Genomic DNA, 23,371 nt, shown 5'->3' with positions numbered 1-23,371 from the left:
CACCCATAAACCGCCAACATCTATCTTCAATAGGGGCATAGTAAATGAAGATTTATTGCGCCTAATAAAAAATAACTTAAAATTCATTAATTTATGCGACAGTCAAAGTTAACAAAGTAGAATTAAGGGGCGGCGGCGAAATCCTTGAGCGTCATGTCCTTCAGCGCGCCGGCAATCGCGGTCTCGATGTCCTGCTCGACTTGTTGGACGCCCGCGTCGGACACCGTGCCCGGACAGCCGCTATCGCGTTCCTCGAAGCGACGGGTCGCATCGAGCAGATCGACGATCCTGATCGACTCGGGCGCGCGCGCCGGGACATAGCCGGGATCCTCGTCGGCGGTGCGAAGCAGGAAACCCGATTGTTCCAGCATCGTCAGGGTTTTTTGCGTATTGGCGGCGGGCACGCCCAGCACGATGGAAAGGGTCTGGCAATTCCAGGCCGGTTCTCCGGCCGCATAGCGGTGGGCGATCTGGCCCGCGACCATCAGCGCCAAGCGTTCGCGCAGTCGATTGCTCAGTCGCAGGTCGTGAGTGCGGGTGGTCAGGTATTCCGGGTGCTGATGATAGAAGGCGATGCTGGCGCCGATCAGTAGGATCGACCAGCCGATATGGATCCAGATCATCAGCAGCATCAGGATCGCTAGGCTGGAATAGATGGCCATGAAGCGGGTGGAGCCGACCATGAAGGCGGAGAACAGGTCGCCGACGATCTCCCAGAGCAGCCCGGCCACCAATGCGCCGATCAAGGCCGAGCGCAGCCTGACCCGAGTACTGGGAATGACCATGTAAAAAAAGGCAAAGTTCAATGAGATCATCAGGTAAGGCCCAAATTGACCGAAGGTCTCCATCAGGGCTGTGACCGCTGGGGTGGCGATCAGCGGTTGTCCGGCGAGATGGCTGCTCAAGGAGGCGGAGAGTCCGACCGCCGAAAAGAACAGCACCGGACCGATCAGCAGTACACTCAGGTATAGGCTGAAGCGCTGTGCGAAACGCCGTTGTTCGACCACTCGCCAGGTGCTGTTGAAGACCTGTTCGATTTTCTGAATCAGCGAGATGACGGTGAACATCAGCGTCGCGAGTCCCACCGAGCCTAGCACGCCCACCTGCATGTTATCGACGAAACCGATGATCCGCCCGACGATCTCCACCCCGGATTCGCCGAGCGGCTCCAGGGCACTCAACAGGAAGGGTTCCAACTGATTGTGCACGCCGAAACCCTTGAGCACGGAGAAACTGACCGCCAGCAGGGGGACCAGCGAGAGAAGCGTGGTGTAGACCAGGCCCATGGCCTGCAGCGACAGATCCCCCTTGGTCAGATCGCGCAGCAGTGCGTAGATGAGCCGCGCCAGCCAGATGAGACCGGCTTGCCAACGCGGTGGCGCGGCGGCGGGGCGATCCCACAGCAAGGCGTTAAGACGTTCGGAAACGGTCTGGCGCTGGTTCATTCGGGGCTCGACTGGACAGGCGGACGGCTGTTCTTGAGCGATTTTGCTCATGAACCGGTATCCCAATTCTACGTCTGCTTGGTCGCCCACAGGTGAAGCTCTGCGTGTTGATGTTGAGCGTCGTCGAAAGCACAACGTCGTCGATCATCATACTAAACCGCATCCAGCGCGGTATGCGCCGTTTTGAGTGGTCAGCCAGTTTGGCGTCCATCCGCGACGTCGGCGTCGACGCGGTTTAAAATCGATATTTTTGAAAAACTTAAACCGCGCCCGCTCCGACCGTCGTCGATGCGGTCGAGGTTGATCCAATCTAAAACCATCGCATGCCACGCTGGGCGCGGTTTAATGATCGCCTGCCTGAATTTAATGGTTTTCCACAATCTGTAGAGAGTTGCCGCATGAAACCTTTGCTCCGATGCTTGTTCGTTCTCCTTCCCTGCTGGTTTGGCGCGGTCGCTGGTGCTGGGGAGGAGCAAGCCCTGACGCCGGTTGAGAATCAGGCGCCTGCCCCGGATTTCAATCTGCAAGGTCCGGACGGACAGACCTATCGGCTCGCGGATTATCGCGGCAAACCCATCATCCTGAATTTTTGGGCCACCTGGTGTCCGCCCTGTCGCGCCGAGATGCCGTCCATGCAGCGCGCCCATGACATCCTCGCCAGTGAGGGTATCGCGGTGATCGCCATCAATGTGGGCGACGATGCCGAGGCCGTGCGGCAATTTCTCTCCGACACCCCGGTCAGCTTTCCGCTCCCCATGGACTCCGATAGCACCATCGCCCAGCGCTATCCGGTCATCGGTCTGCCAACGACCTTTGTGATCGACGCCGAGGGTCGGCTAGCGTTCAGCGCGACCGGCGAGCAGGAATGGGACGATCCCGCGCTGCTGGATCAGGTGCGCGCGCTCCAGCGTTTACACTGATCGCCGTGTCGGTCAGCTCGAATCAGGTTGCTACCAGGGTGCGCGACCGGGAAGTTGCGCACCGACAAGCTTGGTCATCTATCCCCCTATCTTCTTCTCAGGTCCAATGGATTTTTCCGACTCTTCGCGCGGCCTCCGGATGGGTAGACTAGCGTCCCCCGAGCCTCGCTCACCACTGCCTAATCAGGACACAGCGTCTCCGTGGATCCCCGTTTCGTCCATCTGCATCTTCACTCCGAATACTCGCTGGTCGACGGCCTGGTGCGGATCAAGCCGCTGGTCAAGGCCGTGGCGGCGGCCGGAATGCCGGCGGTGGCCGTCACCGATCAGGTCAATCTCTTCTCGCTGGTGCGGTTTTACAAGGCTGCGGTCGGGGCCGGTCTCAAACCGATCGCCGGGGCCGATCTCTGGGTACGCAATCCGGAGGACGCCAATCAACCGCATCGACTGGTGCTGCTGGTCCAGAACGAGCCGGGCTATCGCAATCTGACCCGGCTGATCTCGCGCGGCTATGTGGAAGGTCAGCATCTGGGCGTGCCTCAGGTCGACCCCGAGTGGATCGAATCCGCCGCCGGCGGCCTGATCGCGCTTTCGGGCGGTCCCCAGGGCGATGTCGCCCGCGCCCTGCTCAACGGGCGGCCCGAGGTGGCCGAACGTCTGCTCGACCGCTGGCTGACCGCGTTCGGCGACCGCTATTATCTGGAGCTGATCCGTACCGGCCGCGAGTCGGAGGCGGAACTGATCGAGTTGAGCGTCGATCTGGCGATCCGCCGCGGCGTGCCGGTGGTCGCCACCAACGATGTGCGTTTTCTGGCGGCGAGCGACTTCGAGGCCCACGAGGCGCGGGTCTGCATCCACGAGGGGCGCACCCTGGACGATCCGCGCCGTCCTCGCCTCTACAGCGACGAGCAGTACCTGCGTACCCCGGACGAGATGGTTGAACTCTTCGCTGATCTCCCGGAGGCGCTGGAAAACTCGGTCGAGATCGCCAAACGCTGCAATCTGGAACTGACGCTGGGCAAGAATTATCTGCCCGCCTTTCCGGTGCCGGCCGGGATGACGATCGATGCCTTTTTTGCCGAACAATCCCGCCAGGGACTCGACTGGCGTCTGGAACGCATTTTCGACCGGAACGCTCCCGATTTCGCCGAGCAGCGCCGCGCTTATGACGAACGCCTCGCGCTGGAACTCGACGTCATCGTCCAGATGGGCTTCCCCGGTTACTTCCTGATCGTCGCCGACTTCATCCAGTGGGCCAAGGACAACGGCATCCCGGTCGGGCCGGGGCGCGGCTCGGGCGCGGGGTCGCTGGTCGCCTACGTGCTCAAGATCACCGACCTGGATCCGATCGAGCACGACCTGCTGTTCGAGCGCTTTCTGAACCCCGAGCGGGTGTCCATGCCCGACTTCGACGTGGATTTCTGCATGGAAGGCCGCGACCGGGTCATCGACTATGTGGCCGATAAATACGGTCGCGAGGCGGTCTCGCAGATCATCACCTTCGGCACCATGGCGGCCAAGGCGGTGGTGCGCGATGTCGGGCGGGTGATGGGGCATCCTTATGGCTTCGTCGACCGGGTCGCCAAGATGGTACCCTTCGAGCTGGGCATGACCCTCGGGAAGGCGCTGGTCGAGAGCGACGACCTCAAGCTCGCCTACCAGGACGACGAGGAAGTGCGCGCGCTCATCGACATGGCCCGCAAACTGGAGGGGTTAGCTCGCAACGCCGGCAAGCATGCCGGCGGCGTCGTCATCGCGCCCACCAAGCTGACCGACTTCGCGCCGCTCTATTGCGAACCGGGCGGAGTGAATCTGGTTACCCAGTTCGACAAGGACGACGTGGAACAGGTCGGGCTGGTCAAGTTCGACTTTCTGGGACTGCGCACGCTCACCATCATCGACTGGGCGCTCAAGACCATCAACCCTATCCGCCTGAGTCAGGGCGAGCCGCCGGTCGACATCGACCGCATCGACGCGCACGACGGACGCGCCTTCAATCTGCTCAAGCAGTGTCAGACCACCGCCGTGTTTCAGCTCGAATCGCGCGGCATGAAAGAGCTGATCAAGAAGCTCCAGCCCGACAACTTCGGCGACATCACCGCGCTGGTCGCGCTGTTCCGACCCGGCCCGCTGCAATCGGGCATGGTCGACGACTTCATTAACCGCAAGCATGGGCGCGCCGATGTCGCCTATCCGCATCCCGACCTGGAGCCCGTCCTCAAACCCACCTACGGCATCATCCTCTACCAGGAGCAGGTGATGCAGATCGCGCAGGTGCTGGCGGGGTATTCGCTGGGCGGGGCGGATATTCTTCGTAGGGCAATGGGCAAAAAGAAACAGTCCGAGATGGATAAGCAGCGGGAGATCTTCGAGCAGGGTTCGGTCGCGCGCGGGATCGATGCGTCGGTTGCGACTTATATTTTTGATTTAATGGACAAATTTGCGGGTTATGGATTTAACAAGACCCTACACCGCCTCACAAAAATCCGCACGCTAACCAGCGACAAACATATCGAAGACTGCCGAGCTGGCGACGTTGTTTTTAGCATGAATCCCGATGGCAGTCTTGTGCAATCCACAGTGGTTGCCCTGCACGATCATGGGCAAGTGCCTTTATGGTTAGTGGAATTCGACGATGGTACAAGCGAGCAATGCACCCTCGATCACAAATGGCTGACCGATGCCGGGCAAGTTCCGCTCTGGAAAATCCTGCAAACGAATGAGCGAGTGTGGGGGACGGATCCCGCGGTTCGAGAACAGGGGCATGGAGAGTTGGCAGGGCATGCGGTGTTTCGGCGGCCGGTACGAGTCACTTTCGTCGGATGGCATCAAGGTTACGATCTCGAAGTAGACCATCCCGAACACAATTTTCTGCTTACGTCGGGCCTTTGTTGCTCTAACTCCCACTCCGCCGCCTACGCCCTGGTCAGCTATCAAACCCTCTGGCTCAAGGCCCACTATCCGGCGGCTTTCATGGCGGCCGTGCTCTCCGCGGACATGGACAATACCGACAAGGTGGTGACCCTGATCGACGAGTGCCGGGCGATGAAGCTCCGGGTCGAGCCGCCGACCATCAATCGTTCCGCGTACCGCTTCACCATCGGCGACGCGGGCACCGTTATTTACGGCATGGGCGCGATCAAAGGGGTGGGCGAGGCGGCGATCGAATCCATCCTGGAAGTGCGCGCGGCGGGCGGGGATTTCCGCGACCTGTGGGATTTCTGCCGTCGGATCGACCTGCATAAGGTCAACCGGCGCGTGCTGGAGGCGTTGGTTCGCGCCGGCGCGTTGGACGGACTCGGTCCCAATCGCGCGACCCTGATGGCGCAACTGCCCCTGGCGCTCAAGACCGCCGAGCAGCATAACGCCACCCAGGCTGCGGGGCAGGCGGATCTGTTCGGCGCGCTGGAGCCGACCGCCGCGCCTCCGCTGGATCCGCAGTTGGCGAGCGAGATCCACGCCGATTGGGAGGACGAACAACGACTCCAGGGCGAGAAAGAGACGCTCGGGCTCTATCTGACCGGACACCCCATCGACCGTTACGAGGCCGAGCTTAAGGCGATGGGCGGCGCCCGCATCGCCCGACTGCTGGAGACCGACCGGGAGCTGGGCCGGCGCGATCGGCGCGATCGCGAGAAGCGCACGGTAGTGGGGCTGGTGGTCAGCGTCCGTCATGGCAAAACCCCGCGCGGGCGCATGGGCTCGGTGCTGCTCGACGACCGCACCGGACGCATCGAGGCGACCGTCTTCTCCGAGCTTTACGATCAGTTCCGCAATCTGCTGGTTCCGGATCAACTCCTGAGCATCGTCGGGAGCTTGAATTTCGACGAGTTCCGCGATGCCTGGACCTTGCGCGCCGACGCCGTGCGCACCTTCGAGCAGGCGCGGGAGTCGGCGGCGGATCATCTGGCCCTGATCCTGGATCTCTCGGACCCGGCGGATTACGACCAGGGTGCCGCGCGGATCGAGTCGCTGCGGGAGGCGCTTGCCGCCTTCCGCGATGGCGATCTGCCGGTGCGTCTGCGGTATCGCCGGCCCGGCGCGGTCGGCGACCTGGTGCTGGGCAATGCCTGGCGCGTGCAGCCGACGGATGCCTTGCTGAAGCGATTGCGGCAACTCCTGGGGTCGGATGCGGTGAAGGTTTCCTATGAGCGGATCCTGCTGTCCGCGCCGATGCCGGAGACGCAGACACGTCGTCTCGCGTCCGTTTAAGGTCACGAAGGATGTCTACATGTCGGGATTATTCATCGTCAAACGCCTGTTCGCCATTTTCCTCTTCAGTGTGGCGGTCGCCCTGCTGGTGCATCTAATCGGCGATCTGAACCGGGTCAAGACCCTCAAGACCGATCTTGCCGAGATCGAGAGTGTCCGGTATGGCCTGCTGGATGCCGATCAATGGGTGTCGAAAATTTCGGCCATCGTCGAGCGACAGGTGAGCGAATTCGAGCTGACAGATGAGAATCGGCCGCGCATCAAGAAGGCCGTGGAGCAGGTGCTCGAAACCATGCTGGTCGAGATCGAGCGCTATCTGCGTCAGCGGAACCTGAGCGGCGGCGGTACCTGGATGGATCAGCTTCAGGGGGTGCTGCAGCAGGGCGTTCAGGATCTGCTGATCGATTTCAGGAAGTTGCGCAAGAAGATCCCGCAATATGCCGATGCGGTGGTCGAGCAACTCGGCAAGCCCGCGGCGAAAGAAGAGATCAAGACGCAGGTGCTCGGTCTGCTGCGCCAATCGGCGGATTCGACCTTTGCCCGAACCGACCGCGCGCGTCTGGACGCGGTGTTCGTGCGCCAGAGTTGTGTCGCGTCAACGGCTTGCTCAGAGAAACTGGAGACCCTGATCGAGACGGCGCGGTTGCCGATTCTTCAGCAACTCGCGGGGTTGGCGGGTCTGGTGGCGGGGTTGTTTTTGGTCTGCCTGAGCGGGTCGTCACGAGTCGCCAGGGAGGCCGACCTGACGGTCGGATCGCGGCGGGGCAGGGGGGGATTCGATTCCTTCAGACTTCTGCTGCTGACCGGGGCGATTCTGATTCTGCTTGTGGGCGGCTTGCTCACGCCGATGATCGAGATCGATGCCCGCATCGGCGAACTGCGTCTGGAATTTCTGGGCGAGCCGCTGGTCTTTTCGAATCAGGTGCTGTATTTCCAGAGCAAAAGCATCTTCGATGTGGTGAGGATCCTGGCGGAGACCGGGGCCGCCGACATGCTGCTGGTGGCGGTGCTGATCACCCTGTTCAGCGTGCTGTTTCCGGCGCTCAAGCTGATCGCGACCTATGTCTATTACTACGATGTCAGGCAGGCGCGCGGATCGGGCTGGGTTGGGTTCTTCGCGTTGCGCTCCGGCAAATGGTCGATGGCGGACGTGTTCGTGATCGCCATCTTCATGGCGTACATCGGGTTCGATGGGCTGGTGGCGAGTCAGCTTGGCAGTCTGGGGCGGGTTGGCGAGGGAGTGGATCTGTTGACGACCAATGGGACTTCGCTGGAGCCGGGGTTTTATCTGTTTCTGTCCTTCGTGCTGGCGAGTCTGCTGTTGTCGGCCATGCTGGAGAAGGAATTCGCTTAAACCACCTTCGGCAGTGCCGATTGATCGTCGGCTGCCCCGCCCAGCCTGCCGACGGAACGTCGGCAATCCCAGGGCCGATAACCTGTCGGCGCTTCCAGGACGGTCTATTCAGATCCGTGTAATTGCCCGTTCCATCTCACCCTTGATCGTCTCGCCCGCACGCTCGGGATCGGCATCCTCGACCGCGATCCAGTGGATGTAGATGTCCTGATTGTCCATCTCCAGCGTGATGGTGCCGGGCGTCAGGGTGATGCTGTTGGCGAGGATGAGACGTTGATAGGGAAGGGTCAGCTTGGTTGGAACTCGCACGATACCCGGGTTGATTGGCAGCCTGGGGTTCAGCACCCGGCTGGCGACATCGATGTTCGCAAGGACCAGCGCCTTTAAGAAGACCGGGAAATACGTCAGGAGTCCAATGAGGCTCCAGGGCTGGTTTTCCGCGTTGACGGCTCGCGCCGGAATGGTTAGCCAGACCAGGGCCGCGGAGATGATGGCCCCCGCCAGCAGCTCCTGCGGATGAAATGGGTTGGTCAGACCCAGCCAGACGATGAAGAGAACAAAACCCCATTGAAGTCGTTGCATTTATTGATCCTTCGGCATGTACAGAAAACTCCCGGCATCCTCGCTGGCATAGATGCAGTCGCTTTCGAGACGCAGCGAGTCCGGGCCGCAGACATCGGTGCAGAGACCGCACCAGCAGCAGCGCCCGTAGTCGATCCGGGGCACCAGTCCGCTGGCGTTCTTGGGGTTAATCTCGCCCACGGCCTCGACCATGTCGATGGCCTCGTTCATGCAGATATCCTGACAGTTCCCGCAACCCACGCAGAGACTCAGCGTGTTGAGGTGAAAACCGCGATAGCCATCGACATCCTGACGTTTTTCGACGGGATAGTTCAGGGTGTAGGGCTGCTTGACGCTAAACTTGAGCGCGCTGAAGGGCTGAATCAGCCCCTTTAGATCGAGATTCCAGGCCATGAGCTGCTTTACCTTGGGTGCTTAATTCTACTTTGTTAACTTTGACTGTCGCATAAATTAATGAATTTTAAGTTATTTTTTATTAGGCGCAATAAATCTTCATTTACTATGCCCCTATTGAAGATAGATGTTGGCGGTTTATGGGTGATTATAGGCGCTCAACGCGCCACTAGAACCCTATTGTTTATGTGTATTTTTGTTTATTATCATAAAATTTAAACACTTAAAGATTTTTTGAAGGTAACAAAGTAGAATTAAACAAGTCGCAATTGTTTCCGAATCAATGCGCAGAGACTGTCCTTGATCTCCGGGTGTCTGGGGACCGGTGCCTGCATGCCATTCGCCGGATTGACATAGATGTCGTGCCGACTGCCATGACGCTTGAGAGAGCAGCCAGCGGCGATTAGTTCACGCACGAAGTTCCCGCGCTTCACGCTACATCAAGCAGAATTTGCTTGGTCATGGCGGATGGACGACTGCCGTCGGAATCGCTTTCAAGGAGCATGCGATAGGCGTCTTCGATGTTGGTTTCCAGCTCCTCCAAGTTTTCGCCTTGGCTGAAAACACCCGGAATCTCTTTCAGTCGACCAACATACCACCCGTCATCCTGCCAATATTCCAGTGTGAAAGGATGCTGCATCGGTACCTCGTCACGTTTAACGTTCGATCTCCGGCGGACAGATTCCCAGCGAGTTCATGATCAGCGCCACATCCGATAACTGCGCGCCGACCAGCAGCGGTTCCAGCAGGGTGTAGGCATGGACGATGGACGGGCCGCGGACTTGCAGCCGGCGCAGATATTCGCTGTCGTCGCCGGCCATGTAATAGCTGAAGGCGCCGCGCGCGGATTCGGTCTGCACAAAGGTTTCGCCCCGAGGGAGCTTGAATTTGCGGTGCTTGGGCAGTTTGCATTGAATCTCGCCCGCCGGCATCCGGTCGATGACTTGTCTCAGGATACGGATGCTCTGATCCATCTCGGCGCGGCGCACCAGCGCGCGGGCATAGGCGTCGCAGCCGGTCTGGGTGGGTACATCGAATTCGAGCTGATCGTAGACCAGATAGGGCGAATCACGGCGCACGTCGCGCGGGATGCCGCAGCCACGGATTACCGGGCCGGTATAGCCGTTGGCGATGGCCTCGTCGCGTTTGACCACGCCGACGTTTTGCAGCCGTTTCTTCACCCCGGCGTTGTCGAAGAAGATGCGGTCGTATTCGGGCAGGCGACGTTCCAGCTCGACCAGTAGATCGCGCAGACGGTCGAGAAAGCCATCCGGCAGGTCGCGCTTGACGCCGCCCGGATAGATGTACATGTGGTACACCCGCCCGCCGGTCAGTTGCTCGAACAGATCCAGGATGAAATCGCGCTCGCCGACCGCCCATTGCGGGACGACTTCATGCCCGATCGAGCCGCCCTGACCGGCCATCCAGAGATAATGGGCCTGGAGCCGCGCCATCTCCAGGACCATGACACGGATATACTTGGCCCGCTCGCTGATCGTCAGTCCGGCGAGTTCTTCGACGCCGCGCGCATAATTTTCTTCGTTGGGGTCGGGTTCGGGCACGCAGATCCGGCAGACGATGGTGAACGCCTGAATGATCGTGCGCCGCTCGATCATTTTCTCGAAGCCGCGATGCAGATAGCCGACATGGGTGGTGGCCTTGACGATGGTTTCGCCGTCGAGGTCCAGTTCCATGCTCATGTTGCCGGTGACGCCGGGATGCTGCGGCCCGTGGAAGATCTTGATGGTGCCGCCGGCGTCTCTCTGGTTCTGGACTGGATCGTTCATGACGACTCTCCGCCGGCCGGCTGGGCTTTGCTGGCCTTCTTTGACTCCTTGAGTTTGCGGATCGCTTCGCGAACGTCCTGATTGTCCTCGCGGCCCTCGCGCATCGGGTAATTCTCCTGCACGAATTTCAGCGTGTCGAACTCGCGTCGCATGGGCGGTGTGTGGGTCCAGCCCTCCAGCATAAAATCGCCAAGGCTGGGGTGTCCGACGATCGAAATACCGAACATCTCGTGCAATTCACGCTCGAAAATCTCGGCCTGGGGCCAGAGCGGCATGCAGGTCTCCAAGTCCTCGCCCTCGCGTCCGATGTGGGTTTGCACCCCGAGGACGCGGTCGCGCCCGGCGGTTTCGAGCAGATAGGTCAGACCAAAAACCTCGTCCTCGATCCAGTCGGCGCAGGCGATGGTCGTCAGGGTCACGAAACCGTGTCCCTGTTTGAGCAGGACGAGCAGCGAAAAGAGCTGGGCCTTGGGGACGCGCAGGAAAGCCTGTCGCTCGCCGCGCTGAGTCTGCGCGAGGATCTCGAAGCCGTGAAGCCGTGGCAGGAGTGCGTCCAGCATCAGGCGAGGTCTCCGGTGTGATACCAATCGTAGGTGTAGTCGGGCGGCATGTTGTCGCCGAGCACCTTGCGCTGATTGGCCTTGTACCAGTCGATGTTCTCGCGATAGCGCGCGTAACCGCCCTTGTCCCCGCGCTTGATCCGCTTTTGCAGGGCCACGAAGCCCTCGATCAGCGCCTCGGGACGCGGCATGCAGCCGTTGATGTACATATCGACCGGAAGATACTGATCCAACTGCTTGATGGTGTTGTAGGAGTCCCAGTACATCCCGCCGTTGATGGCGCAACTGCCGAGCGCGATGACGTATTTCGGTTCCTGCATCTGTTCGTAGCTGCGAATGACCCGCTTGAGTGTCTTGATCGCGAGATAGCCGCTGACCACCAGCACGTCGGCCTGACGCGGGGTGGGCGCGCCGATGATCCCGAAGCGTTCGGCATCGAAGCGGCTGGTCATCAATGGGCGCATCTCGATCGCCCCGCAGCCGGTGCCGTAGGCGAGCACGAACAGGCTGCGTTGACGAAACCAGGCGACCAGCCGGTCAAGGATGCCGAATTCGCCGTTCGGCTGACCCAGCGAATCCTCAAGCATCCGCTGCTCGCACTGAAATCCTTCGCATTCGTTCTTGTGATACATTTTTTAAACCGCGTCCAGAGTGAATTGCGAAATTTTCATATTGTGTCCAGCTTTGGGGGTTTTTCCGGCCTCGGTTGAGACACGGTTTAAAACTTTATATTTTTAAAATCTTAAACCGCGTCAGCTCCGACACTTTACTCAATGCTGCCGAGGCCAAATCAATCCCAAAAACTGTGTATACCGCGCTAGGCGCGGTTTAACTCCAGGGCAACCAGACGGTTGCGATGACCCCAATGACACCCAGCGCGAGGGGGATCTTCCAGAAAAAATCCACCGTCTGCTCGGTCTTGAGGCGCGGAAAGGCCAGACTGATCATGGCGGTCAACAGAAAGAGCGCGAACGCCTTGACAAGCAAAATCGGTACCGTCGTGGCGCCGCCCAGAAAGAGGTCGACGATCAGCACCAGCTTGGCGACGGTCATCATCATGTTCTGGGTCATGAGGATGCCCAGCAGTCGCCCGCCGAATTCGACCCGCGGCCCGGCGTAGACCTCGACCGGCGCGCCGACGACATCGAAGGGCGAGGCGTTCTGACTGGCGATGAAGGGCAACAGCATGACAATGAAGGCAATCGGATTGGTGAAAAGGTTCCAATTGGCGATGCCGTCCTGCGCGGCCATGATGACGTGCACCGAGGCGCTTTGGTGTTGCAGCATCACGAGGGCCAGACCGAGAAAGAACGGCACTTCCAGCCCCATCAGCCGGGTGAGACCGCGGGTCACGCCCATCACGCCATAGGGGTTGCCGCTAGAGCCAACGGCGAGGGCGTTCCCAAGCGGGCCGACGACCAGCAGATAGATGATGAGGATCAGGTTGCCGGATTGCGAAAAGCCCTGGAGCCAGATGGAGTCCTTCAGGAAGGGGACGAAGAGTACCGTGGTGATCGCGCCTGCCATGATAATCATGGGGCCAAAGAAGAACATGGCGCCATGACTGACGGTCTCCGACTTGAACAGGAACTTCATGTTATCGAAGAAGTTCTGCCAGATGCTCGGTCCCCAGCGGCGTTGGACGCGGGCGTTGAACTGGCGGTAGAAGCCATAGAAGAGGAAGCCGATGACATAGCTCATGCCGAGCATGGCCAGTGCGTCGAGGAGGTGATGGATCATGTCAGGCTCCGGTCAGGGTCTGGACGGTCAGGGTGGCGGCCAGGATCAGGACGGCGAGCAGGATCCAGGTCTGCGGATTGCCCGAATAGAGCCCGCTCAGAAGTCCGGCCGCAGCCTGGGTTTGGCGGACCAGGCCGGCATAAAAACCCTGTGTGCTGTGACTCAGAATCCAGCCCACCAGCGGGATACGGCGCAGTTCGCGACCCAGGCCTGCACCATAATGCAAGGGTGTCTCGGCGGTTGGAACCTCGCCCGCATAACTGAGATCGTAGGGGCTACCCGCCTGACGCATCCGCCCGCGCAGCAGGAAAAAGATCGCCGTTACCAGCACGAAAACCGTCGCGAACACCGACATCAGCACCACGCCGTCATAGCCGCCATAGGCGGTGGCGAGTTGTCCCCAGGCCGGCGCGCCGATGGGCGTCATCCCCAGGGCGGTCAGGACGGGATCGATGAGGATCTCGATGGCCCAGCCCGGAAAGATCCCGAGCGCGACCAGCAAGCCCATGAGGACGATCTGCGGCACGAGATACTGCCAGGGCGCTTCGGTCGCCACCCGGGCCTCGGGCGAATTGGCGTGACCCAGGAAGGGACCGTAGATCAGCTTGTAGCAATAGACGAAGGCCGCGGTGCTGGAGAGGATCATGGCGGCGAGCAGCAGCAGCCAGTGCGCCTCCAGCAGGGAAACGTAGATCAGATATTTGGACGCGAATCCGGGCAGCGGCGGCATGCCGGCCAGACCGATGATCCCGATCAGGACGCCGAAAAAGGAGATCGGCATACGGCCGATGAGCTGGCCGAGATCGATGAAACGGCGGTGTCCGGTTTGCAGGACGATCCCGGCAATCGCGATGAACAGCAGCAGCTTGACCAGGGTATGCACTAGCGAATGAAACAACGCCCCGCCGATGGCCAGCGAACTGCCCACCCCGATCGCAGTCACGATATACCCAACCTGCGCGATGGAGGAATAGGCCAGCAGACGCTTCATGTCCTCCTGCGAGATCGCCTTGAAGGTGGCGACGATGGAGGTGATGACCCCGATCCAGGCCAGCACGTAACCCGCCGCCGGACCCTTGAGAAACTGGCCGAAGAGTCCCGCGAGCCCTTCCGGGAACAGCGTCAGCAGCAGGATCAGCGCATAGATCCCCATCTTCGACATCAGCGCCGAGAGGAAGGCGCTGAAGACATCGGGCGCCTGATCGTAGCTGCGCGGCACCCAGAGATGCAGCGGCAGCGCGCCGACCTTGATCAGGAAGGCGAGCCCGAACAGGGTCAGCAGCGACAGTTGTTGCAGGGTATTCAGTCCGGTGACGGCATGAATTCTGAAGTCGCCGGTGAAGCTGTAGAAAACCAGCATTCCGGCCAGCAACAGAAAGGCGGAGGCAAGGTTGAAGAGGATATAGGACTGCGCGCCTTCCAGATTGGTCCGTGGAGAGCGCAGCAGAAGCAGATAACTGCTCCAGGTCATGATCTCCCAGCCGACGAAAAAGCCGATGAAATCGCCTGCGAGCAGCAGAAGCTGCATGCCCAACAGCAGCAGCGCGTAGAGTGCATACGCCGGCTCGTCGCGCGGCCCGCGCAACATTGGTAGGGCGACCAGAGGCGCGCCGAGCGCCAGCAGCAGCAGGAAAAAGCCCGGCACCGGATTGAGGTCGAACAGCAGCGTGATCCCGCCGAACAGCGGCCAGGCGACCCCGCCATCCCAGGTCAGCAGGGTCATGGCGGGCGTCAGCGAGAGGGCGAGAAAGAGCAATTTAACGATCAGGTTCATGGCTGAACTCCCAGCACGCTTTCCAGAAAGGCCCCGCGTCCCAGCAGTGCCTTTGCAGCCTGCACGAACCAGTCTTCCAGCAGGAAGGGCGCCACGCCGAGCAACAGCAGCAGACCCGCGATCAGCAACAGCGGCGTATAGGCCCAGTCACCCTCGGCTTGACCCGCCGTTACCGGCGGTTCGGGCGCGTAAAAGACCTTGATCCAGCGGAAGTAATATCCGGCCTCCAGCAGCGCGGCCAGCAGGATCAGCGCGATGGGCCAGAAGACCTGCGCCTCGGCGAAGCCCTTGAGAATCCAGAGTTTGCTGGCGAAGCCGCTGAGCGGCGGCAGGCCCAGCACGGCTAGCGCGCCGAGTACGAACAGCCCCGCCGCCAGCGGCATGGCGCGCCCGAGACCCTGGAGATCCGCCAGACGAACCGACAGGAATCGCCGCAGCATCAACGCGGTCAGCAGGAACAGCAGCAGCTTGATCAGGGTGTGGTTGACCATGTGAAAAAGCGCGCCGGCGGTGGTCGCCTCGGACGCGAAGCCGAGCGCCAGCGTGATCAGACCCACCTGACCAAGCGAAGAATAGGCCAGCATGCGGCGCAGATCCTGTTGGCGCAGCGCGACGGCCTCCGCGACGAGCATGGTGGTCGCGCCCAGCGCCATCAGCCAGGTCCGCGCCACGGCGGGATCGGCCAGCAGCAGGAACACCAGATGGAAGAGGACGAACAGGAACGCCTTGACCAGCACGCCCGAAAACAGCGCGGTGATCTCGGGATCGGCGCCCCGGTAGATATCCGGCACCCAGAAGTTAAAGGGGAAGAGTTCGGCCTTGATGGCCAGGCCGATCAGCATGAGCAACCCGATCAATGCCTGCATCGGGGCCGGGATGTGGCCGAAATCGCGGGCGAGCGCGGCCAGGTTCAGTTGGCCGGTTTGGAGATACAACAGAACGATGGCGAACAGGATAAAGATCGCGGCGACCGAACCGACGATCAGATATTTGAGCCCGGCTTCCAGCGCCTGCTTGTCGCGCCGCAGCGCGGTGAGGGCATAGGCGCTCACGCCGACGATCTCCAGGAAAACATAGAGATTGAAGATGTCGCCGGTCAGCACCATGCCGCTGCTGCCCGCGATCAGCAGCAGGATCAGAATGAAAGCCGGACGCCCGCGCAGATGCGGTTCGGCATGGCTCAACCAGAGAAAGGCCGAGACGACGGCTCCGGCGACGTTGAACAGCGCGACCAGCAGCAGCGAGACCGCATCCAGATGCAGATGAATCCCCAGCGGCGGGGCGATGACGATGGTTTCCAGCAGCGGCGCGACGCGCACGGTCGGAATCCAGGACAGCGCCAGCGCGAAGAGTGCGACATGCGCACCCAGCAGGATTGGCATGAGCAGACGCAGCCGGACCCACAGCGGCGACAGAAAGGCCAGCAGCAGCGGAACGGCGATGAACCAGACGGGCGTGAAATGCAGTGTCATCGTCAATCCTTCAGTTCAGTCATCTCGCCGACGCCAACCTTGCCGGTGAGCCGGTGATATTGAATCGCCATTGAGGTGCCGAGCGCTGTCACCGCCACGCCGATGACGATGGCGGTGAGGGTCAGCGCCTGCGGAATCGGGTCGGCCATGCCGGTAAACGTCAGCAGGCCATCCGAAAGAATGGGCGCGGTCTCGCCGGGCGAGGTGGCAAGCGCGATCAGGATCAGATAGACCGCGAGTTCCATGATCTCGATGCTGACAAAGATCTTGAGTAGATGCCGCTTGGCGAGCAGTCCGTACAGGCCGATAAAAAACAGCATGAGACTTCCCAGGAGATAAATGCCGTGAAACACCCTGGGGCTATCGAGAAATTCCAGCATGATTACAGTTCCTTGGCGGCGTGGTCGTGATCAGGCGCGGGCTCCGGTTCCAGCATGTCCTGGAAGATCGCGCCAACCTCCGCGCCGACCTTGATACCGACCAGCAGATAGATCAGCGGGATGACGCCGGCGCTCACGAGTTGACCCATGGCTGCGACCGGGTGCGGGATGAAATTGCCGAGAAAGCTTGCCGTGCTGACCAGCACCAGCCCCAGCATCCCAAACAGCACGAAGCCGCTGCCCGACAGCGATTCATAGAAGTCGACCCGCGCGTGATCGAGGGTAAACGCGGGATCGGCGATCATCCGCAGGAAGAAGGCGGTGGCGACGATGACGCCGCCCTGAAAGCCGCCGCCGGGCGAGAGATGACCGTGCAGGACGACATAGACGCCGAGCATCAGGAGCGTCGGAAAGAGCAGGCGCGTTCCCGTCACCATGACCTCGTTGGGATGGCTGTCGCGGTCGCGGGGAACGGGGGAGGAGGTCAGTCCACCGGCAAAGAGCAGACCCACGCCGGTCGCGGCCAGAAACAGCACGGTCACTTCGCCGAGGGTATCGAAACCGCGATAGCTCACCACCACCGAGGTCACGGCATTGGCGGAGGCGGTCTCACTGTTGCGTGCCAGCAGGGTATCGCCGACGCCTGTCGTCAGTCCGTCAAGGCCATGATTGAGCAGGAGCGTCAGATGCAGCATCAGCAGCCAGCCGCAGAGCAGGATCAGCAGCAGGGTCTGGACGCGGAAGCGTTTACGCAGTGGGACGCGGCTCATTGGAGATCCTTCCGTTCGGTGCGTCCAAGCTGGCGCACGCCCATCAACATCACGAAGCTGCTCGCCGCCGCGCCGATGGCCGCCTCGGTCAGCGCCACGTCGGGTGCCTGGAGCAGAAAGAACTGACCGACCGCGCCCAGGCTCAGGAGCGACAGGCCAAGGGCGGATTGCAGGAGATCCGACTGGACGATGGCCATGATGGCCGCGCCGATCATCCAGGCAAAGAACGCGATGGCGAGTAATCCGGTCATGCCTGGGCCTCCTCGGCGGGTGTTTCCGGTGTCAGCGCGGCTTTCCGTTCGGCGCAGGCGTCACAGGCCAGCGGCACCATCTGCGCGCCGCTACGGTAGGCCGCACGCGCCAGGACCGAGGAACTGAGTGGGTTGGTCAGCAGGATAAAGACCGCGATGATGAGGATCTTCGGTGCCCAGGCAGGCATCAGACAGGCCATCCCAAGCAGCATCAGCAGCGAACCCAGCGTCGACGCCTTGGCGCCGGCGTGCATCCGCGTCAGGACATCGGGCATGCGAATCAGCCCCAAACCGCTGACCCAAAAGAAAAACATGCCTCCAGACATCAAGAGATAGCCCAGATACTCCACTTAAACCCCCTTTTCCAGAAAACGACTGAAGAGGATGACGCCCGCGAATCCGACCACCGCGAAGATCAACGCCACGTCAAGATAGATGCTGCGTTGATAAAACAGCGACAGCAGCGACAGCAGGGCAATGACCAGAATGCTGAGCGTATCCAGCGCAAGAATGCGGTTAGCCGCATCGGGGCCTTTGAAAAAACGCCAGAGAATCATCAGGATTGGTGGCAGGAGAAGCAAAATCATCACGACGAGCATGAGCGCTACCTTATTCCGTTGCGGTCATTAAACATCTAAACCGCGTTCAGGGTGATCTGTCTTGTTGCGAGCAGCCTTGCGGCGAAGGGCGCCGCCGACCCTGCGGCTTTGCTCATCGTGCTCAGCAAAATCCAAAAAATGGCATAAACGTGGCATCGCGGATGCGGTGTCACATGAAGTATTGATGCGAAAATTTTGAGGATATTGATCGGCTGGCAACGGGTTGCTGGCCGTGTGCGCCTAGATATCGAGAGTGAGTGTTCGTGGCTCTTTTCGTCGATTATCGGGGCGTGATCCGCGTCATGCCACGCCGCCAAATTCGGCAATAAAAGTATTTTATCGCGAACCCCATCACCAATACAGTGTTTTCTAATGGTTCAGGGGCTCGCCAATATGATTCCGGTCGCGAATTGATCTGGATCATCGATAAACTGACGATTGGTGTCACGCAGCGTTTGCAACTGCGTTGACCAACGACGATCAGCACAGACGCGGTTTAACCGATGGACGGCAGACCTGACAGCGCCATCGCGACCTCGTTCTCGGCGTAGTCCAGATCCTTGAGCTTGCCGCCCAGATAATCCGTATACGCCTGCATGTCAAAGTGACCATGTCCGCTCAGATTGAACAGGATGGTCTTGGCCTCGCCGCTCTCGCGACATTTCTCGGCCTCGTCGATCACGGCGCGCACCGCGTGGTTGGCCTCGGGTGCCGGGATGATGCCCTCGGCCTTGGCGAACTGGATACCGGCGGCGAAACATTCCAATTGATTGTAGGAACGCGGATCGATGTAGCCGAGCGCGGCCAGATGGCTGATCTGCGGCGCCATGCCGTGATAACGCAGACCGCCGGCATGGAAGCCCGGCGGGACGAAGGTCGAGCCGAGCGTATACATCTTGCACAGCGGCGTCAGATGGGCGGTGTCGCCGAAATCGTAGGCGAACAGCCCCTTGGTCAGGGTCGGACAGGCCGAGGGTTCGACCGCGATGCTCTGGATCTTGCGCCCGCCGCGCATCTGTTCGCCGATGAAGGGAAAGGCGATGCCCGCGAAGTTGCTGCCGCCGCCGGTGCAGCCGATGACCATGTCCGGATAGGCGTCGGCCATTTCCATCTGCTTCTGCGCCTCAATCCCGATGACGGTCTGATGCAGCAGCACATGGTTCAGCACGCTGCCGAGCGCGTACTTGGTGTCGTCGCGCTGCGCGGCGAGTTCCACCGCCTCGCTGATGGCGATGCCCAGGCTGCCGGTGCTGTCGGGGTGTTCGGCCAGGATCGCGCGGCCGGATTCGGTGGTGTTGCTGGGGCTGGCGATGCACTCGGCGCCGAAGGTTTCCATGAAGGCGCGGCGGTAGGGTTTCTGGTTGAAACTCACCTTGACCATGTAGACCAGGATTTCCAGCCCGAACATCGACCCCGCCAGGGCGAGCGACGAACCCCACTGACCGGCGCCGGTTTCGGTGGTGATCCGCTTGACGCCTTCCGCCTTGTTATAGAAGGCTTGGGCGATGGCGGTGTTGGCCTTGTGGCTGCCGGCGGGGCTGACGCCCTCGTACTTATAGAAGATCTTGGCCGGCGTATTCAGCGCCTTTTCCAGCCGCCGCGCGCGAAACAGCGGGGAAGGACGCCATTGACGCAGCACCTCGCGCACCGGCTCCGGAATCTCGATTTCGCGCTCGGTGCTCACCTCCTGCTCGATGACGGCGCGCGGGAAGATGACTTCCAGTTCCGCCGGGGAGATCGGCTGTTGGGTGCCGGGATGCAGGATCGGATCCAGCGGCTTCGGAAGATCCGCATTGATGTTGTACCAGAAGCGGGGAAGGTGTTGCTCATCGAGCAGGTATTTGACCGTGTCGCTCATGCTGTCATCGGGCCTCGGTGGTGGAGAGTACGACCGGCGGTCAGGTCACCGCGGGTCTCTGTCGTCGGTTGGCAAGTGTGCCAGTTTTACGGCGGCGGTTGTATTTTAAACCGGGTCCGGCATGGCATGTGTGGTTTGCGCATCGCCTCGCCTGAACGAAACCGCATTCAGTTGATTGCTGGGAGGGCAGGATGCCTTGAAACAGCGCCCAGTCACTCTGGATGCGGTTTAGACGATCGCGTGGATCGGCGTTGATTGCGCGGATTGTCTCACTGAACCCTGATCCGCACCTGTCCAGCGCCTTGAGGATCGACCAGGTGCACGGCGCAGGCGATGCAGGGATCGAAGGAGTGGACGGTGCGCAGAATCTCCACCGGTCGCGCGGGGTCGTGTAGTTGATGCCGGTCTTGCAGCGCGGCTTCATAGGCACCGGGTTGGCCTTGATGATCGCGTGGACCGGCGTTCCAGGTCGTGGGCACCACTGCCTGATAGTTGGCGATCTTTCCATTCTCGATGTCGATCCAGTGGCCAAGTGCGCCACGCGGGGCCTCCATGTAGCCAACGCCCCAGCACCGGGCTGGCCAGTTGACCGGATCCCACAGATCCTGGTTGCAGGTTTTGGTCTCGCCGGCCTTGATGTTGGCGATCAGGTCGTCGTACCAGGTCTGCATGGCATCGACCAGAATCTGCGTCTCCAGGGCGCGGGCCAGGGTGCGGCCCAGGGTAGAGAAGAGCGCCTGCGACGATAGATCAAGTCGACGGAGGGCCATCTTCACCAGTTCCCTGGTCTGGCGATGACCGGTGGCATGGAGCAGCAGGACGCGGGCAAGCGGCCCGACCTCCACCACATGACCCCGCCAGCGCGGCGATTTGATGAAAGAGTAGCCGTCATCGACCCGCAACTGTTGGTAGGGTGGCGGGACGCCGCCGCAGCCTTCGTAGTCGAGTGCGGTTTCGCCCGCATAGGGGTGGAGCCCCTGTGCGTTGCCGTCCTGGTAGCGATACCAGGAATGGGCGACGTATTCCTCGATCTGATCACGGGCGTCGAGATCCAGCTCATGCACCTTGCGCAGGTCGCGTCCGAGGATGACGCCGCGCGGGAGGAGGAAACTCGCCGGATCCTCTGCGCCCCTGGCCGGCAGATCGCCATAGCTCATGAAATTTCCCAGCCCCTCGCCCCGCTCGCCCCAATCCTTGTAGTAGCTCGCGATGCTCAGCACATCAGGGACATAGACCTGGGTGACGAACTCACGCATCTGCTGGATAAGATCCTGCACCTGAGCCAGCTTCCTGGCGTTGATGGCCGTGTCCGAATCGAGGTCGATCGGCGAGGCCACCCCGCCCACGACCAGATTCGGGTGCGGATTCTTGCCGCCAAAGAGGGTATGCAGCTTGACGATCTCCCGCTGCCAGGCCAGCGCGTCCAAGTCGTGGACTAGGGCGATCAGGTTGATCTCGCGGGGCAGTTTGTAAGCCGGATGGCCCCAGTAGCCGTTGGCGAAAAGGCCGGGCTGGCCGGACTTCAGTAAATCGTGCAATCGTTTCTGCACGTCCGTGAAATGGCCGATTGAATCCAGTGGCCACTGTCCCTGGCGTTGAGCAAGCGCCGCGGCGGCTTTGGGATCGGCCCGCAGGGCACTGGCGACATCGACCCAATCCAGCGCATGGAGATGGTAGAAGTGCATGACATGATCGTGCACATGCTGAGCGGCGATCATCAGGTTGCGGATGAGCTGGGCATTGGGCGGGATGGCGCCCTTGAGCGCCGCTTCGACCGCCCGGACCGAGGCGATGCCGTGGACCAGCGTACAGACACCGCAGATCCGCTGGGCGAAGGCCCAAGCCTCGCGCGGATCGCGTCCGCGCAGGATGAGCTCCAGGCCGCGCACCATGGTTCCCGATGAATAGGCCTCGGCGATGCGCTCGCCGTCCATCCGGGCCTCGATGCGCAGGTGACCCTCGATGCGGGTGACCGGGTCGACGACGAGTCGTTCAGTCATGATGCAGCGCCTTCGGTGGTGAGGTCCGCGGTGTCTCCGACTGGCCCTCGGCGGGAAGATTCTCCGCTTCGTCCGGCAAGCGGATCCCCATGCGCATCAGTGCCTTCTTTTTCGCGATCGGCAGATCATCGACCGGCACCCGGAACTTGGCCAGTTGATCCTCCGTCAGGGGATAGGCGAAATCGGCGACCATCTGCATCAGATCGGCGCCCTGCTTGAGGAAGATCCACTTGTCCATCTGACCCGGCTGGGTGACGTCACCGGTGAAGTTGGCGAAGTCGAACTGCAATGCCCGCTGCCAGTCGGGTGGAATCGGGATCATGCCCGCGGTGACGACGGGCTTCTTCTTGCCCGCGTCCCACTTGGTGACCGTGATCTTGCCGGTCTTGTCGTATTCCTTCAGTGCCTGGCTGTCATGGCAGTATTCGCATTGGTGGGCCTTCTCGGTCACCGTGTGCGAGAAGAAGGGCGCGATGGTGTAGAAGGTCCGGCCGTTGTAGACGACCGACTGGTAGCTGGCCGGATGCACCTGATCATTGCCCCGCGGCCCATAGCCGCGCCGATTGACGAGCATGATGAAATCGCGCTCCTGACCCGTGGCGCGCTTAATCTTCCCCTGCACCGCCAGCTCGGTCTCGAAATGACAGTTGTTGCAGGTGAACACCGATTTGATGTGACAGGTCACGCAGGCGACCCGCTCGCCGTGCAGGGCGTGGTTCGTCAGGCTGAGTTTCTGCGGTTGATGGCAATCCTCGCACCGGGCATCGGTGCCGCGCGGATCCAGCATCGAGCGCTGCTTCCCGGCGCTGTCATGCATCTGATCGCCGGTGTGACAGGAGATGCAGGTCATGTCGTTGCGGAAATGGACGTCCTGCCACTCCAGGTTCTTGGGCTCTGGGAGCTTGTCGAAAAAGGCCATCTCCGCGGCCTGTCGGGTGTGGCATTCGAGGCAGACCTCGGGTGACTTGACGCTCGGCTCCTCGTAGAAGTTGTGGCAGTCCTCGCAGCTTGAGACGTAGGCATAGGGGATCGGCTTCCCGGTCGGCAGCTTCCCCGATTTGTGATGACAGTTTTTGCATTGCAGCTCCCCGAACGGGATATTGGTCAGGAGTTCCAGACCACCGTATTCCTTATGGTAGAAGAGACCTTTTCCCGTCCGCTCGAAGTGATGCGAGGTCGGCAGCGGAACATAGGTGATATTGGTTCCACCCCAGGCGACTCCCTGGTACAGGAGAGGGGCGATCAGGACAAGACACCGCAAGACGTTCATCGCA

22 protein-coding genes are annotated in these 23,371 nt (G+C 60.9%); 3 read left to right on the top strand and 19 right to left on the bottom strand.

Annotated elements, in window-relative coordinates; genetic code table 11:
- Nucleotides 1-122 precede the first annotated feature (122 nt).
- Nucleotides 123-1,496, bottom strand: coding sequence for a YihY/virulence factor BrkB family protein (locus CCR95_RS03420; protein ID WP_242523037.1), 1,374 nt, complete (start codon nt 1,494-1,496; stop codon nt 123-125).
- A 470-nt stretch (nt 1,497-1,966) separates the two neighbouring features.
- Here CCR95_RS03420 and CCR95_RS03415 point away from each other — a divergent pair, with 470 nt between their 5' ends.
- The 3 genes from CCR95_RS03415 (at nt 1,967) to CCR95_RS03405 (ending at nt 7,931) form a co-directional block, all read left to right on the top strand.
- The gene (locus tag CCR95_RS03415) at nt 1,967-2,365 is read left to right on the top strand and encodes a TlpA disulfide reductase family protein (RefSeq protein WP_242523038.1); all 399 of its coding nucleotides are present in this window, start codon (nt 1,967-1,969) and stop codon (nt 2,363-2,365) included.
- 201 nt (nt 2,366-2,566) lie between these two features.
- Complete coding sequence (gene dnaE, locus CCR95_RS03410) at nt 2,567-6,577, top strand: DNA polymerase III subunit alpha (protein ID WP_201091865.1); 4,011 nt, start codon at nt 2,567-2,569, stop codon at nt 6,575-6,577.
- Between the two features lie 19 nt (nt 6,578-6,596).
- Nucleotides 6,597-7,931, top strand: a complete 1,335-nt coding sequence (locus tag CCR95_RS03405) for a paraquat-inducible protein A (protein ID WP_201091862.1) — start codon at nt 6,597-6,599, stop codon at nt 7,929-7,931.
- A gap of 108 nt (nt 7,932-8,039) precedes the next feature.
- Here the strand turns inward: CCR95_RS03405 and CCR95_RS03400 are convergent, their stop codons facing one another.
- From CCR95_RS03400 to CCR95_RS03315, 18 genes are all read right to left on the bottom strand, one after another.
- Entirely contained in the window at nt 8,040-8,513 is a 474-nt protein-coding gene (locus CCR95_RS03400) for a Na+/H+ antiporter subunit E (protein ID WP_201091859.1), read from the bottom strand.
- Complete coding sequence (locus CCR95_RS03395; RefSeq protein ID WP_201091856.1) at nt 8,514-8,906, bottom strand: 4Fe-4S dicluster domain-containing protein; 393 nt, start codon at nt 8,904-8,906, stop codon at nt 8,514-8,516. It lies immediately after the preceding gene.
- Between the two features lie 254 nt (nt 8,907-9,160).
- Nucleotides 9,161-9,322 carry a type II toxin-antitoxin system HicA family toxin gene (locus CCR95_RS25130; protein WP_338115337.1) on the bottom strand — a complete coding sequence of 54 codons (162 nt, stop codon included), beginning with the start codon at nt 9,320-9,322 and terminating at the stop codon, nt 9,161-9,163.
- A gap of 14 nt (nt 9,323-9,336) precedes the next feature.
- Nucleotides 9,337-9,546 carry a type II toxin-antitoxin system HicB family antitoxin gene (locus CCR95_RS03385; protein WP_201091852.1) on the bottom strand — a complete coding sequence of 70 codons (210 nt, stop codon included), beginning with the start codon at nt 9,544-9,546 and terminating at the stop codon, nt 9,337-9,339.
- A gap of 16 nt (nt 9,547-9,562) precedes the next feature.
- Nucleotides 9,563-10,693: an NADH-quinone oxidoreductase subunit D gene (locus CCR95_RS03380; protein ID WP_201091851.1), complete on the bottom strand. Its 1,131-nt coding sequence runs from the start codon at nt 10,691-10,693 to the stop codon at nt 9,563-9,565.
- On the bottom strand, nt 10,690-11,253 hold the full coding sequence (locus CCR95_RS03375; protein WP_201091850.1) for an NADH-quinone oxidoreductase subunit C: 564 nt from the start codon (nt 11,251-11,253) through the stop codon (nt 10,690-10,692). Before CCR95_RS03375 ends, CCR95_RS03380 begins: the two co-directional genes overlap by 4 nt.
- On the bottom strand, nt 11,253-11,885 hold the full coding sequence (locus CCR95_RS03370) for an NADH-quinone oxidoreductase subunit B (RefSeq protein ID WP_201091849.1): 633 nt from the start codon (nt 11,883-11,885) through the stop codon (nt 11,253-11,255). Before CCR95_RS03370 ends, CCR95_RS03375 begins: the two co-directional genes overlap by 1 nt.
- A gap of 196 nt (nt 11,886-12,081) precedes the next feature.
- A complete protein-coding gene (locus CCR95_RS03365; protein ID WP_201091848.1) occupies nt 12,082-12,993 on the bottom strand; it encodes a respiratory chain complex I subunit 1 family protein in 912 nt (303 codons plus the stop codon).
- Between the two features lies 1 nt (nt 12,994).
- Nucleotides 12,995-14,767, bottom strand: a complete 1,773-nt coding sequence (locus CCR95_RS03360; protein WP_201091845.1) for a proton-conducting transporter transmembrane domain-containing protein — start codon at nt 14,765-14,767, stop codon at nt 12,995-12,997.
- Nucleotides 14,764-16,239 (bottom strand): complex I subunit 5 family protein, encoded by a 1,476-nt coding sequence (locus CCR95_RS03355; RefSeq protein ID WP_201091843.1) that lies wholly within the window; start codon nt 16,237-16,239, stop codon nt 14,764-14,766. The genes CCR95_RS03360 and CCR95_RS03355 overlap by 4 nt, the downstream gene beginning before the upstream one ends.
- 2 nt (nt 16,240-16,241) lie before the next feature.
- Nucleotides 16,242-16,619, bottom strand: coding sequence for a sodium:proton antiporter (locus CCR95_RS03350; protein WP_201091841.1), 378 nt, complete (start codon nt 16,617-16,619; stop codon nt 16,242-16,244).
- A gap of 2 nt (nt 16,620-16,621) precedes the next feature.
- Complete coding sequence (locus CCR95_RS03345) at nt 16,622-17,389, bottom strand: MnhB domain-containing protein (protein WP_201091839.1); 768 nt, start codon at nt 17,387-17,389, stop codon at nt 16,622-16,624.
- A complete protein-coding gene (locus tag CCR95_RS03340) occupies nt 17,386-17,640 on the bottom strand; it encodes a Na(+)/H(+) antiporter subunit B (protein ID WP_201091837.1) in 255 nt (84 codons plus the stop codon). The genes CCR95_RS03345 and CCR95_RS03340 overlap by 4 nt, the downstream gene beginning before the upstream one ends.
- Nucleotides 17,637-17,990, bottom strand: a complete 354-nt coding sequence (gene mnhG / locus CCR95_RS03335) for a monovalent cation/H(+) antiporter subunit G (RefSeq protein WP_201091835.1) — start codon at nt 17,988-17,990, stop codon at nt 17,637-17,639. The genes CCR95_RS03340 and mnhG overlap by 4 nt, the downstream gene beginning before the upstream one ends.
- Nucleotides 17,991-18,227 carry an MrpF/PhaF family protein gene (locus CCR95_RS03330; protein ID WP_242523035.1) on the bottom strand — a complete coding sequence of 79 codons (237 nt, stop codon included), beginning with the start codon at nt 18,225-18,227 and terminating at the stop codon, nt 17,991-17,993.
- 508 nt (nt 18,228-18,735) lie between these two features.
- Nucleotides 18,736-20,097 (bottom strand): TrpB-like pyridoxal phosphate-dependent enzyme, encoded by a 1,362-nt coding sequence (locus CCR95_RS03325; RefSeq protein ID WP_201091831.1) that lies wholly within the window; start codon nt 20,095-20,097, stop codon nt 18,736-18,738.
- 269 nt (nt 20,098-20,366) lie between these two features.
- The gene (locus CCR95_RS03320) at nt 20,367-22,097 is read right to left on the bottom strand and encodes a nickel-dependent hydrogenase large subunit (protein ID WP_201091830.1); all 1,731 of its coding nucleotides are present in this window, start codon (nt 22,095-22,097) and stop codon (nt 20,367-20,369) included.
- Nucleotides 22,090-23,367 (bottom strand): cytochrome c3 family protein, encoded by a 1,278-nt coding sequence (locus tag CCR95_RS03315; protein ID WP_201091825.1) that lies wholly within the window; start codon nt 23,365-23,367, stop codon nt 22,090-22,092. The genes CCR95_RS03320 and CCR95_RS03315 overlap by 8 nt, the downstream gene beginning before the upstream one ends.
- Between the last annotated feature and the right edge of the window lie 4 nt (nt 23,368-23,371).

The organism is Thiocystis minor (assembly GCF_016653465.1).
GTDB lineage: Bacteria > Pseudomonadota > Gammaproteobacteria > Chromatiales > Chromatiaceae > Chromatium > Chromatium minus.
Note: the sequence above shows the minus strand (reverse complement) of the source record. Positions and strands in the feature narration are given on the sequence as shown.

Bases quoted from the DNA above. Each gene is read 5' to 3' on its own strand.
- CCR95_RS03420 (WP_242523037.1), bottom strand. From the start codon at position 1,496: ATGAGCAAAATCGCTCAAGAACAGCCGTCCGCCTGTCCAGTCGAGCCC.
- CCR95_RS03405 (WP_201091862.1), top strand. From the start codon at position 6,597: ATGTCGGGATTATTCATCGTCAAACGCCTGTTCGCCATTTTCCTCTTC.
- CCR95_RS03400 (WP_201091859.1), bottom strand. From the start codon at position 8,513: ATGCAACGACTTCAATGGGGTTTTGTTCTCTTCATCGTCTGGCTGGGT.
- CCR95_RS03395 (WP_201091856.1), bottom strand. From the start codon at position 8,906: ATGGCCTGGAATCTCGATCTAAAGGGGCTGATTCAGCCCTTCAGCGCG.
- CCR95_RS03385 (WP_201091852.1), bottom strand. From the start codon at position 9,546: ATGCAGCATCCTTTCACACTGGAATATTGGCAGGATGACGGGTGGTAT.
- CCR95_RS03380 (WP_201091851.1), bottom strand. From the start codon at position 10,693: ATGAACGATCCAGTCCAGAACCAGAGAGACGCCGGCGGCACCATCAAG.
- CCR95_RS03375 (WP_201091850.1), bottom strand. From the start codon at position 11,253: ATGCTGGACGCACTCCTGCCACGGCTTCACGGCTTCGAGATCCTCGCG.
- CCR95_RS03370 (WP_201091849.1), bottom strand. From the start codon at position 11,885: ATGTATCACAAGAACGAATGCGAAGGATTTCAGTGCGAGCAGCGGATG.
- CCR95_RS03365 (WP_201091848.1), bottom strand. From the start codon at position 12,993: ATGATCCATCACCTCCTCGACGCACTGGCCATGCTCGGCATGAGCTAT.
- CCR95_RS03360 (WP_201091845.1), bottom strand. From the start codon at position 14,767: ATGAACCTGATCGTTAAATTGCTCTTTCTCGCCCTCTCGCTGACGCCC.
- CCR95_RS03355 (WP_201091843.1), bottom strand. From the start codon at position 16,239: ATGACACTGCATTTCACGCCCGTCTGGTTCATCGCCGTTCCGCTGCTG.
- CCR95_RS03350 (WP_201091841.1), bottom strand. From the start codon at position 16,619: ATGCTGGAATTTCTCGATAGCCCCAGGGTGTTTCACGGCATTTATCTC.
- CCR95_RS03345 (WP_201091839.1), bottom strand. From the start codon at position 17,389: ATGAGCCGCGTCCCACTGCGTAAACGCTTCCGCGTCCAGACCCTGCTG.
- CCR95_RS03340 (WP_201091837.1), bottom strand. From the start codon at position 17,640: ATGACCGGATTACTCGCCATCGCGTTCTTTGCCTGGATGATCGGCGCG.
- CCR95_RS03330 (WP_242523035.1), bottom strand. From the start codon at position 18,227: ATGATTTTGCTTCTCCTGCCACCAATCCTGATGATTCTCTGGCGTTTT.
- CCR95_RS03325 (WP_201091831.1), bottom strand. From the start codon at position 20,097: ATGAGCGACACGGTCAAATACCTGCTCGATGAGCAACACCTTCCCCGC.
- CCR95_RS03320 (WP_201091830.1), bottom strand. From the start codon at position 22,097: ATGACTGAACGACTCGTCGTCGACCCGGTCACCCGCATCGAGGGTCAC.
- CCR95_RS03315 (WP_201091825.1), bottom strand. From the start codon at position 23,367: ATGAACGTCTTGCGGTGTCTTGTCCTGATCGCCCCTCTCCTGTACCAG.